At 66.8% G+C, this 12,151-nt stretch carries 8 protein-coding genes and 1 pseudogene; 5 read left to right on the top strand and 4 right to left on the bottom strand.

The annotated features are described in order from the left end of the window. The first annotated feature begins 200 nt into the window (after positions 1-200). Positions 201-1,898, top strand: a complete 1,698-nt coding sequence (gene ybaL / locus AC5P9N_RS17045; protein WP_005414286.1) for a YbaL family putative K(+) efflux transporter — start codon at positions 201-203, stop codon at positions 1,896-1,898. A 330-nt stretch (positions 1,899-2,228) separates the two neighbouring features. Here the strand turns inward: ybaL and AC5P9N_RS17040 are convergent, their stop codons facing one another. Beyond that, positions 2,229-3,515: an O-acetylhomoserine aminocarboxypropyltransferase/cysteine synthase family protein gene (locus tag AC5P9N_RS17040; RefSeq protein WP_005410771.1), complete on the bottom strand. Its 1,287-nt coding sequence runs from the start codon at positions 3,513-3,515 to the stop codon at positions 2,229-2,231. A 182-nt stretch (positions 3,516-3,697) separates the two neighbouring features. On the opposite strand from AC5P9N_RS17040, the gene AC5P9N_RS17035 reads away from it, so the two are divergent. The 3 genes from AC5P9N_RS17035 (at position 3,698) to AC5P9N_RS17025 (ending at position 6,662) form a co-directional block, all read left to right on the top strand. Further along, complete coding sequence (locus AC5P9N_RS17035) at positions 3,698-4,435, top strand: winged helix-turn-helix domain-containing protein (protein WP_043035115.1); 738 nt, start codon at positions 3,698-3,700, stop codon at positions 4,433-4,435. After that, the gene (locus AC5P9N_RS17030) at positions 4,432-5,721 is read left to right on the top strand and encodes an ATP-binding protein (RefSeq protein ID WP_024957833.1); all 1,290 of its coding nucleotides are present in this window, start codon (positions 4,432-4,434) and stop codon (positions 5,719-5,721) included. The genes AC5P9N_RS17035 and AC5P9N_RS17030 overlap by 4 nt, the downstream gene beginning before the upstream one ends. A 140-nt stretch (positions 5,722-5,861) precedes the next feature. After that, on the top strand, positions 5,862-6,662 hold the full coding sequence (locus tag AC5P9N_RS17025; protein ID WP_005410774.1) for a MipA/OmpV family protein: 801 nt from the start codon (positions 5,862-5,864) through the stop codon (positions 6,660-6,662). Between the two features lie 72 nt (positions 6,663-6,734). Here the strand turns inward: AC5P9N_RS17025 and clpB are convergent, their stop codons facing one another. Together clpB and AC5P9N_RS17015 are read right to left on the bottom strand one after the other, a co-directional pair. After that, a complete protein-coding gene (gene clpB, locus AC5P9N_RS17020) occupies positions 6,735-9,320 on the bottom strand; it encodes an ATP-dependent chaperone ClpB (protein ID WP_164212718.1) in 2,586 nt (861 codons plus the stop codon). Positions 9,321-9,501: 181 nt separating this feature from the next. After that, entirely contained in the window at positions 9,502-10,323 is an 822-nt protein-coding gene (locus AC5P9N_RS17015) for a DUF3014 domain-containing protein (RefSeq protein ID WP_060381031.1), read from the bottom strand. 170 nt (positions 10,324-10,493) lie between these two features. Here AC5P9N_RS17015 and AC5P9N_RS17010 point away from each other — a divergent pair, with 170 nt between their 5' ends. Continuing rightward, complete coding sequence (locus AC5P9N_RS17010) at positions 10,494-11,204, top strand: glutathione S-transferase (RefSeq protein ID WP_060380491.1); 711 nt, start codon at positions 10,494-10,496, stop codon at positions 11,202-11,204. Between the two features lie 79 nt (positions 11,205-11,283). Here AC5P9N_RS17010 and AC5P9N_RS17005 read toward each other — a convergent pair. Beyond that, a pseudogene (locus AC5P9N_RS17005) lies at positions 11,284-12,015 on the bottom strand (hypothetical protein); the annotation flags it as partial. Between the last annotated feature and the right edge of the window lie 136 nt (positions 12,016-12,151).

Raw genomic sequence — 12,151 nt, 5'->3', positions numbered from 1 at the left:
CTGGTAGTGCCGGCCGCTGGCCGGCATCCCCTCGCCGCATCTGGAGGAGAGCCCCTTCTTGTTGAAGGGGCGCTCCGAAGGCGGGGGTAGAAGAGAAATGCGTGGGCAAACCCTCCGGCCACGGCACGTGGACGGCGGGTTTGCCGTATCTGGCCGCTTCGGTGAAAATCGGGGTATCCCCCTGCTTTCTGCGAGTGCCGATGCACCATGACACCGACCTGATCAACATCGTGGCCGTTGGCCTGGGGCTCGCCTTCATCTTCGGCGCGCTGGCCAACAAGCTCCGCTTGTCTCCCCTGGTCGGTTACCTGGTTGCTGGCATCTGCGTAGGTCCGTTCACCCCCGGCTTCGTCGCCGACCAGGCGCTGGCCAACCAGCTGGCCGAACTGGGCGTGATGCTGCTGATGTTCGGTGTCGGCCTGCACTTCTCGCTGAAGGACCTGATGGCGGTCAAGGCCATCGCCATTCCCGGTGCCATTGGGCAGATCGCAGTGGCCACCCTGCTCGGCTGGGGCGTGGCCTCGCTGATGGGCTGGCCGGCCATCCATGGCGTCATCTTCGGTTTCTCGCTGGCCACCGCCAGCACCGTGGTGCTGCTACGGGCGATGGAAGAACGCCGCCTGCTGGAGACGATGCGCGGCAAGATCGCGGTCGGCTGGCTGATCGTCGAAGACCTGGCCTGCGTGCTGGCACTGGTGATGATGCCGGTGATGGCCGGCGTGTTCGGCCCCGACGCGGCCAAGGAATCGCACTCGCTGGGCAGCGTGCTGGCCGACATCGGCTGGACCTTCGTGCAGCTGGGCCTGTTCGTGGCGGTGATGCTGGTGGTCGGGCGCCGGGTCATCCCGTGGATCCTGGAACGCATCGCCGGTACCGGTTCGCGTGAGCTGTTCACCCTGTCCGTGCTGGCGATCGCGCTGGGCGTGGCGTTCGGCTCGGCGATGCTGTTCGGCGTCTCGTTCGCGCTGGGCGCGTTCTTTGCCGGCATGCTGCTCAACGAATCGGAGCTGAGCCACAAGGCCGCGCATGATTCGCTGCCGCTGCGCGATGCGTTCGCGGTGTTGTTCTTTGTGTCGGTCGGCATGCTGTTCGACCCCAACATCATCGTGCAGCACCCGTGGCAGGTGCTGGCCACGGTGCTGATCATCATGTTCGGCAAGTCGGCCGCCGCGTTCTTCATCGTGCGTGCGTTCGGCCACCCGACCAGCACCGCGCTGACCATCTCGGCCAGCCTGGCGCAGATCGGCGAGTTCGCCTTCATCATCGCCGGCCTCGGCGTGGCGCTGCAGATCCTGCCGAAGGAAGGCCAGTCGCTGGTGCTGGCCGGGGCACTGGTGTCGATCATGCTCAACCCGCTGGTGTTCGGCCTGCTCGACCGTTGGCAGGCCAAGCAGGAGCAGTCTCCGCAGGTACCCGAGCCGCCCGAAGCGATCGGCCCGTCGCGCGACCTGCATGACCACGCCATCGTGATCGGCTATGGCCGGGTGGGCAGCGAACTGGCGCAGGTGCTGCGCGACCGTGGCGTGCCGGTGCTGGTGATCGATGACAACAAGGAACACGTCGAGCAGGCGCACGCCAAGGGCCTGGCGGCGATCCGCGGCAGTGCCGCTGCCGACCGGGTGCTGGCCGAGGCCCATCCGGAGCGGGCCAAGATCGCGGTGCTGGCGATTCCGCAGCCGCTGGAAGCCGGTGAGGCGCTGGCCAAGCTGCGGGCGATCAACCCGGACCTGACCCTGCTGGCGCGTGCGCACAGCGACGCCGAGGTGAAGCATCTGCTGGAGCATGGCGCCGATGGCACGGTGATGGCCGAGCGCGAGCTGGCGTATTCGCTGGCGGAGATGGTGATGGCCACGCCGCCGTATCGCGGGTTGGGCCAGCACAGTATTCCGGTGGTGTGAGGGGTGTGCGTGCGGCAGGGCTTGCAGCCCTGCACCTGCCGAATCAACGTCAACGGCAACGGCAAAAGCTCACTCTCCGTTGGATGGCGGGGCGCGTCCCGGCTGCTGTTGGTGGGTGTCGACCTTGGTCGACACGGCGGCGCATGGGGTCAGATCCGTTTTCCACAGGAAAACGGATCTGACCCCGGAAACAAAAAAATCCCCGGTCGACCCGCATCGACCGGGGATCTGGATCGCCACGTTGCCACGCCTTGGAGAGGCAGTTCCACCGTAACCCATCGCGGCGCCGGTGGTGATCGCCTGTGGCGATGACGACCAAGCGTGTGGCTATCAGGCGCCGGCCAGGGCCTGCTCCAGGTCGGCACGCAGGTCGCCGATATGTTCGATGCCGATCGACAGCCGCACGGTGTCTTCACTGACGCCGGCCTTGGCCAGCTCCGCCGCATCCAACTGGCGGTGGGTGGTCGAGGCGGGATGGGTGGCCAGTGACTTCGCATCGCCCAGGTTGACCAGGCGGGTGAACAATTTCAGCGCGTCAAGGAAACGTGCGCCTGCCTCGCGCCCGCCCGGCAGGCCGAAGGTCAGCACGCCCGAGCCGTGCCCACCCAGATAGCGCTGCGCGGCGGCGTGCTCGGGATCGTCGGCCAGCCCGGCATAGCGCACCCAAGCCACCTTTGCGTGTGACTTCAGGAACTGCGCGACGGCCAGTGCGTTGGCGTTGATGCGTTCCATGCGCAGGGCCAGGGTCTCGATGCCCTGCAGGATCAGGAACGCATTGAACGGCGACAACGCAGCGCCGGTATTGCGCAGCGGCACCACCCGCGCGCGGCCGATGTAGGCCGCTGGCCCCAGGGCTTCGGTATAGACCACGCCGTGGTAGCTGGGGTCGGGCTGGTTGAGCCGCGCGAAGCGTTGGGGCTGTGCGGTCCAGTCGAAGCGGCCGGAATCGATGATCGCGCCGCCGAGGCTGGTGCCGTGGCCGCCCAGGTACTTGGTCAGCGAATGCACCACGATGTCGGCGCCGTGCTCGAATGGGCGCAGCAGGAACGGCGTGGCCACGGTGTTGTCGACGATCAGCGGCACGCCAGCGGCGTGCGCGACCTCCGCAATCGCAGCGATGTCGGTGACGTTGCCGCGCGGGTTGCCGATCGATTCGACGAACACCGCCTTGGTGCGCTCGTCGATCAGCGCGGCGAACGCAGAAGGATCAGCCGGATCAGCAAAGCGCGCTTGGATGCCGTATTGCGGCAGCGTGTGCGCCAGCAGGTTGAGGCTGCCGCCGTACAGCGCGCTGGAGGCAACGATGTTGTCGCCGGCCTCTGCAATGGTCTGGATGGCATAGGTGATCGCGGCCTGCCCCGAGGCCAGCGCCAGCGCACCGATGCCGCCTTCCAGCGCGGCCAGGCGCTGCTCCAGCACGTCGGTGGTGGGGTTCATGATGCGCGTATAGATATTGCCCGGTACCTTCAGGTCGAACAGGTCGGCGCCGTGCTGGGTGTCATCGAAGGCATACGCCACCGTCTGGTAGATCGGCACCGCCACCGCGCGGGTAGTCGGGTCGGGACGGTAGCCGCCGTGTACGGCCAGGGTTTCCAGTTGCCACTGCGGGTCGCTCATTGCGCCAGGCTCCATCCGGGGAAACCGCCACCATAGGCCAGCCGTCGCCGGCCGCTGAAAGCTGCTGGCGATGACGTCCATACCGGGGGTTATCAGGTTGGCCGCGATTCAGGCAGCGGTCACGGGGCGTTGATAGGCTTCGCCGCCGGGCGCTCCTGCCCGGGCACGGAGGCCCCACGCGCATGCAGCCATCCCCTTGGACACCCACCGCCAACGGTACCCCGACCCAGGTCTTGTTGGTGGAGGACGACCGTCGCCTGGCCGAACTGGTCAGCGACTATCTCCACGAACATGGTTTCGCCGTGCAGCATGTGGCGCGCGGTGACCTTGCCGGCGCGGCCTGCCGCCAGCATGCGCCCGAGCTGGTGGTACTGGACCTGATGCTGCCCGGCCTCGGCGGCATCGACGTGTGCCGGCAGATCCGCGGTTTCTCCGACGTGCCGATCCTGATGCTGACCGCCTGCGAAGACGACATCGAGCAGGTGCTGGGCCTGGAATCGGGCGCCGATGACTATGTGCACAAACCGATCGAGCCGCGCCTGCTGCTGGCCCGCCTGCGCGCCCTGCTGCGCCGCCGTCATGGCAGCAGCAACACCGGTACACCCAGCCGTCTGATGCATGGCGAACTGCTGATCGACCGCATGCAGCGCGAAGTGCACCTGCACGGTCAGCCGGTCGAGCTGGGCACCACGGAATTCGAGATCCTGTGGCTGCTGGCCAGCCAGCCGGGGCAGATCCTTTCGCGCGACCAGATCCTGCAGGCGGTGCGCGGCATCGGCTTTGACGGCCTGGACCGCAGTGTCGATGTCAGCATCGGCAAGCTGCGCCGCAAGCTCGGCGATGATGCGCGCGAACCGCGGCGGATCAAGACCGTGTGGGGCCGTGGCTACCAGTTCAATCCGTCGGCCTGGACGGCATGAAGCGGCTGTTCCTGTGGTTGTGGTTTATCACGGGTGCCTGCTTCCTGGTGTCGGTGTTCTTCCTCAACCACATCCTGGACGGCATCTACACGCCCGTGCAGGATCGCGTCTTCGTCCAGCAGGTGCGTGGTCAGGTGTACGCCCTGCGCAGTGGCCTGGCCGGCCTGGATGCCGACCAGCAGCGTGAGCGCCTGCAGCAGTGGCAGCCACACTACGGCATCGCCCTGACCCTGCTCGACAAACCTCCCGCACTCGACGCGCAGGAACAGGTGGCCGTGAAGGCCGATGGTTTCATCGTGCGCGATCAATACCAGCAGGTCCTGCTGCCCATCGAGGGCAGCGATGGCCGCTGGCTGCACCTGCGCCTGCCTGGCGCGGTGCAGATGACGACGTACATGACCATCGCCGCCTACCTCAGCATCCTGCTGCTGGTGGGCGCCAGCCTGTACGCGTGGGTGCGCCTGCTCTGGCGCGACCTGGAAGCGCTGCGCCGGCATGCCGACCGCATCGGTTCGGGCGATCTGCAGGCACGTGCCCAGGTCTCGCCACGCTCGCAGATCCGGGTCATCGTCGACCACTCCAACCGCATGGCGGCACGCGTGGCCGAACTGGTGCAGCGCCAGCGCGACCTGACCCATGCGATCTCCCACGAGCTGCGCACGCCGATCGCGCGCGTGGCCTTCGGCCTGGACCTGATGCAGGACAGCGATGACCGCGAACGCCGCGAACGGCTGGCGCGGGGCCTGCACGGTGACCTGGCCGAGCTCAACCGGCTGGTCAGCGAACTGCTGGCTTATGAACGGCTGGAGCATCCCAGCGAGGGCGAGCCGATGCAGCGCATCGAAGCCAACGACTGGCTGCAGGCCTGCCTGGCCGATGCGCGCCGTGATGCCGAACGTGCCGGGGTGGTACTGCGCGTGCAGCCCAGTGCGTTGCCGCGGGTGGATGCCGAACCACGCCTGCTGCAGCTGGCACTCAGCAATCTGGTGGGCAATGCGCTGCGCCATGCGCGTTCGCAGGTGGAAGTCTCGCTGGTCGGTGTCAGCGGCCGTGCCTGCCTGCGTGTGGATGACGACGGTCCCGGCATTGCCGAAGCCGATCGCGAGAAGGTGATGCGCCCGTTCACCCGCCTGGATGACAGCCGCAGCCGCGATACCGGGGGCTTCGGCCTGGGCCTGGCCATCGTCAGCCGCATTGCCGTCCGCCACGGCGGCGAACTTCGCATCAGCCGCGCCACGTTGGGCGGCGCGCGCATGGAAATGCACTGGCCGCTGGCTGCCAGCTGAACGCCCCTGGGCGCGATTACAGTTGATTACAACTCCCGCACAACTGCGGACGGATCGGTCGCCGGCGTATCGCCACGCTAGCGACCCTGCAGCACTCGCCGGATGCGCGCGCTGCCTTCCTCCCATTGTCGAGAGTTTCCATGTCCCAGCTCCGCCGTTCCCCCGCCCTGCTCTGCCTGGCCCTGTTGCCGCTGTTCGCCGCACCGATCGCCCACGCCAAGGATGACCACTGGACCTTCGAGGTCGCTGCCGGCGGTGGCGTGGCGCCGCGCTACAGCGGCAGCGAGGAGTATCGTGCGACGCCGTCGTTGTCCTTTGATGTCACCTCGCCGGGTGGATGGTTTCTGGGCACCAGTGGCATTGGCTGGGGCACCTCCATCGGCGAGCACACCCGCGTGCGCGCGTATGTCGGCGCCAGCGGCATCCGCAAGGAAAAGGACTCGCTGCTCGGCGGTTCCGACTTCCTGCGCGGCATGGGTGATATCGATGCCCGTCCCCTGGTCGGCGTCTCGGCTGGTTATACGCTGGGCGAAGCCGTGCTGAGCGGCTCCTGGCAGTTCACCCGCAAGGACGAGGACAAGGCAGAGAACGGCCTGGCCACCCAGCAGATCCATCTGAACCTGAGCATGCCGCTGTTCGACCTGGCCGGCGGCGTGGTCAGCGGCAGCGTGTCCACCGACTACGGCAACCGCGGCTACATGCAGACCTGGTACGGCGTCAGCCCGGAACAGGCGGCGCGTACCGGCTTTGCCGAGCACAAGCCAAAAGCCGGCCTGGTCAGTGCCGGTGTCGGCCTGAAGTGGAGCCACCGCGTGGGCCGCAACGGCAACTGGTACATCTCGGCCGAAGGCACGCGCCTGCTCGGTGATGCCGCCGACAGCCCGATCGTGCAGAAGGCGAACCAGTTCGGCTTGATGAGCGGCTATACGCACCGCTTCTGAGTGAGCGCCGGGCATGGCCCGGCATACTTCGCAGGAAACGGGGCGCTGCGGCCAGGCGGCGCCCCGTGTGAATCACGCTTTGGCGAACACCAGGCGGCCGCCGTCGTTTCCGACTTCGATGGTATCGCCGTTGACGAAAGCACCCGACAGGATCTGCTGTGCCAGCGGATTCTCCAGCTGCGACTGGATTGCACGCTTCAACGGGCGCGCGCCATAGACCGGATCGAAGCCGACGTTGCCGAGCAGGTCGAACGCCGCATCGGAGACCGCCAGCTTCAACCCGCGCTCGGCCAGCCGCTTCTCAAGCCCACGCATCTGGATGCGCGCGATCTGCTTGATCTGCTGCTTGTCCAGCGGGTGGAACACCACGATGTCGTCCAGGCGGTTGATGAACTCCGGACGGAAGTGCGCCTGTACCACGCCCATCACCGCCGCCTTCATCTGCGTGTAGGCCTCCGGACTGTCGTCGGCGCTCATGTCCTGGATCTGGTGCGAGCCCAGGTTCGAGGTCATCACGATGACAGTGTTGCGGAAGTCCACGGTACGGCCCTGTCCATCGGTCAGGCGGCCATCGTCCAGCACCTGCAGCAGGATGTTGAACACATCCGGATGCGCCTTCTCCACTTCGTCCAGCAGTATCAGCGAGTACGGACGGCGACGCACGGCCTCGGTCAGGTAGCCACCTTCCTCGTAGCCGACGTAGCCCGGAGGCGCGCCGATCAGGCGGGCCACGCTGTGCTTCTCCATGAATTCGCTCATGTCGATGCGGATCATCGCGTCGGCACTGTCGAACAGGAATTCGGCCAGCGACTTGCACAGCTCGGTCTTGCCGACACCGGTCGGGCCGAGGAACAGGAACGAGCCGGCCGGGCGATTCGGATCGGACAGGCCCGCACGCGAACGGCGCACGGCATCGGAGACGACCTTGATCGCTTCTTCCTGGCCGACCACGCGGTTGTGCAGCACCTCTTCCATGCGCAACAGCTTGTCGCGCTCGCCTTCGAGCATCTTGTTGACCGGGATGCCGGTCCAGCGCGATACGACCTCGGCGATCTCCTCGTCGGTCACGCGGTCCTGCACCAGCTTGAAGTCCTTGTGCTCGGCCTCCTGGGCCGCGGCCAGCTGCTTTTCCAGCTGCGGCAGCAGCCCGTACTGGATCTCGCTCATCTTGGCGAAATCCTGGCGGCGCTGCGCGGCCTCCAGCTCCAGCTTGGCCTGCTCGACCTGTTCCTTGATCTTGGTCGCGCCCTGCAGCGCGGCCTTCTCCGACTTCCAGATTTCATTGAGGTCGGAGAACTCGCGCTCCAGCCCGTCGATGTCGTTCTCCAGGTCGGCCAGGCGCTGCCGCGAGGCTTCGTCCTTCTCCTTCTTCAGCATCTCGCGCTGGATCTTCAGCTGGATCACCCGGCGCTCAAGGCGGTCCAGCTCTTCCGGCTTGGAGTCGATCTCCATGCGCAGTCGCGAGGCGGCTTCGTCCATCAGGTCGATGGCCTTGTCCGGCAGCTGGCGGTCGGTGATGTAGCGGTTGGACAACGTCGCAGCCGCGACGATGGCCGGATCGGTGATCTCCACGCCGTGGTGCACGGCGTACTTTTCCTTCAGGCCGCGCAGGATCGCGATGGTGTCCTCCACCGACGGCTCGCCCACGAACACCTTCTGGAAACGACGCTCCAGCGCAGCATCCTTCTCGATGTACTTGCGGTATTCGTCCAGCGTGGTGGCGCCGATGCAGTGCAGCTCGCCGCGTGCCAGCGCTGGCTTCAGCATGTTGCCGGCATCCATCGCGCCATCGGCCTTGCCGGCGCCGACCATGGTGTGCAGTTCGTCGATGAACAGGATGATCTGGCCTTCGTTCTTGGCCAGGTCGTTGAGCACGCCCTTCAGGCGCTCCTCGAATTCGCCGCGGAACTTGGCCCCGGCAATCAGCGCGCCCATGTCCAGCGACAGCACGCGCTTGCCGCGCAGGCCTTCGGGCACTTCGTCGTTGATGATGCGCTGGGCCAGCCCTTCCACGATCGCGGTCTTGCCCACGCCGGGTTCGCCGATCAGCACCGGGTTGTTCTTGGTCCGGCGCTGCAGCACCTGGATGGTGCGGCGGATTTCCTCGTCACGGCCGATCACCGGGTCGAGCTTGCCGCTCTCGGCACGCGCGGTCAGGTCGATGGTGTATTTCTCCAGCGCCTGGCGCTGTTCCTCGGCATTCTCCGACTGCACGTTCTCGCCGCCGCGCAGCTTGTCGATCGCCGCCTGCAGGCGGGTCTTGTCGGCACTGGCGGCGCGCAGCGCCATGCCCAGCGTGCCGCCGTCGTCCAGCGCCGCCAGCACGAACCACTCGCTGGCAATGAAGGCATCCCCGTGCTGCTGGGCCAGCTTGTCGGTCTGGTTCAGCAGGCGCCCCAGGTCGTTGCCCATCGAGACGTTGCCAGCCTGGCCGGACACCTTCGGCAGCGCATCCAGCGCCTCGGTCAGGCGCTCGCGCAGCACCGGCACGTTCACCCCGGCCTGGGCCAGCAGCGGACGCGTGCTGCCGCCCTGCTGGTCCAGCAGCGCGCTGAACAGGTGAACGGGTTCGATGATGCTGTTGTCGCGGCCCACGGCCAGCGACTGTGCGTCTGCCAGCGCCTGCTGGAAACGCGAGGTGAGCTTGTCCATCCGCATTGCGAATCCTCATCGGTCATCAGGGCCGGCCCGCGCCGGCGATGCTGGAAAGATGCGGTTGCCCCACCCGGTTTCAAGGGTGGCTGCGACTGCACCCCGAGGCCAGTCAGGCTTCGGCCAGCATGCCGGAACCGGTGTGGTCGGCGCGTTGATCCCGATCAGTTCCACGCGGTGAACGGGCTCAGCGGGTGATCGCGCTGCGGATCGCCCGCAGCTGCTGCTTGACCGCCCGCGCCTGGGCGGCATCCATCCGCAGCAGCGCCTTCTGCCCGATCGAGCGCGACTGCAGGGTGGGATCGACAAAGCGGTAGCGGCCGCGTTCATCGCGCTGTACCACTGGGGGCTGGGCCAGTTCCGGGGTGTCCAGCAGGTGGTCGATCACCGCGACCAGGCGGTCGTTGAAGTACCCGTCGGGCCGGCCCAGGTCCACATAGGCCTGCTGGATCAGCGGATAGAAGCGCTTGTAGGCGGTGGCCGTTGCCGCCGGGTCCAGCGCGGTGAAGGCCTGCACGTAGGGCGCGTAGCGCGCCGCGTTGCTGGCGGCGATGCGTTCGCCGCCCTCGGCGGGTTCGACCTGCAGGTTGCCCGGCAGCGGCCGCGCGGCCAGCGCAGTCGGCGGCACGCTGGGCTTGTCCAGGTTGTCGACCTGGGTGACCAGGCGCTGGATCAGATGATCGCGCAGCAGCAGGGTCAGCGGACCTTCGCCTTGGAACAGCTGGCTCAATGCGCCCCAGGCCGCGGCATCGCTGTCAGCCAGCTTCGGCAGCGCCGGATCGGCTGCGGCCTCGGTATCCAGCGGATGCCTGATCGCGGGCGGTGCTGGCGCGGGTTCCGCGGCCGCCTGCGGTTGTGGCGGCGCGCCGGTACTGGCGGGGGTTGATTGCACCGGCACCGAAACACCGTCTGCCAGGCGCTTCAGCTGATCGCGGAACAGCCAACCACCGGCACCACCGATCACCACCACGCCCAACACCCAGGGCCATACCGCCTTTCCACTCTGCATGATGCAGCACCTCGTTTCACACGCATGATGAAGGTGTGACCCCACCGATTGCAGCCGGTTCCCCGCCTGTTCCGCTGCCGTTCGGGTTGAGGCCTGCAGCAAGGCCGTGCTCACACTTGCTTTGCATGCAGCGCGCGAGGCTGTGAGCCTTGTTCTGTGGAGGCACTGCGATGCAGTACGCGCTGTATTACTGGACCGGCATCCAGGGCCGTGGCGAGTTCGTGCGGCTTGCGCTGGAGGATGCCGGTGCCGACTACATCGACATGGCGCGGGAGCACGGCGATGCGGTGATGCAGCCGTTTCTCGATGGCAGCAGTGAAGGTGCGCAGCCCTTCGCGCCGCCATTCCTGAAGGCGGGCCGCCAGGTCATTGCACAGGTCGCCGCGATCCTGGATTTTCTCGGCCCGCCGCTTGACCTGGTGCCGCAGGCGGCCTCGCGGCGGATGCAGGCACTGCAGTTGCAGCTGACCATCGCTGATCTGGTAGCCGAGGTGCACGACACCCACCATCCGATCGCCGCATCGAAGTACTACGAAGAGCAGAAGACCGAAGCCAAGGCACGGGCCGCCTCCCTGCGTGGCGAACGGCTGCCGAAGTTCCTCGGCTACTTCGAGCAGGTGCTGGCCGCCAATGGTGGCCGCCACGCACTGCGCGAGCATTCCTATGTTGATCTGTCGCTGTTCCAGCTGCTGAGCGGACTGGACTACATGTTCCCGCGCCGCATGCAGGCACTGGCGCCGACCCTGCCCCTGCTGCGTGCGCTGCAGGAGCGGGTGGCAAAGCGGCCGAACATCGCCGCCTATCTGGCCTCGGAGCGGCGGTTGCCGTTCAACACCAACGGCATCTTCCGCCACTACCCGGAACTGGATGGAGAGCGGTAGTGCCGGCCGCTGGCCGGCAGCTGCACGATCCGACCGAAGCCCATGAGGATGCCGGCCAGCGGCCGGCACTACCGTTGGGTCAGTTGTTTTCACCCAGCGGCTGCACCGGCTGCTTCTGCAGCGAAAGCAACCCCAGCAGCAACGCCAGTGCCACGTAGGCACCAGCGAACTGCCAGCTGATGATGCGCGCCAGGCCGTCCAGCTCCCACGGCAGGTAGATGCCACCGCGCGGATCCACCGAGTGGATCAGGCCGAACAGGGTCAGCACCGCAGCCACCAGCAGGAAGCCGCAGGCACGGCGCAGGCGGCCATCGACCATCGCCGCCACCGCCGAAATCCACAGCATCGAGGTGATGATGAAGCCGTTGCCGAGGGTAAAGATCACCGCCAGCTCGGGCAGACCGTGGCCATCCAGTTTGGTCAGCAGCTGCGGCAGCTGGTCCGGCGCGATCCAGCCGGGTGCCTTGATCGCCAGCAGGTAGGCCACCGACGGCAGGAAGCCGAACACCATCGCACCGGTGTGGTGACGCGGCGTGGCCTGGAAGGCCTGGGTGGTGATATCGATGGCCACGTACACGATGATCGGTGCCAGCACCGCCAGCGGCAGCCACTGCACCAGCCCGGAGATGATGCCGAGCATGCCGCCGATGCCGACGAACAGGCCGGTCAGCAGCGTGTAGCCGCTGCGCGCACCCATGTGCTTGTACGCCGGCTGGCCGATGTACGGCGTGGTCTGCGCCACGCCACCGCAGACGCCGGCCACCAGCGTGGCCACCGCTTCCACCAGCAGGATGTCGCGGGTGCGGTAGTTGTGATCTCTCTGTACGTTGTTCATCCGGGACATCTTTGGAAAATGGTGGTTACCACACCTCTCCAGACCCCAAAGAGCCCGGATGAACCACCATAAAAATGCCCGTTTGACCGTCCATAGTCGAGCACTTCTTATT

Source organism: Stenotrophomonas sp. YJH_SMC_6 (genome assembly GCF_059371335.1).
Note: the sequence above shows the minus strand (reverse complement) of the source record. Positions and strands in the feature narration are given on the sequence as shown.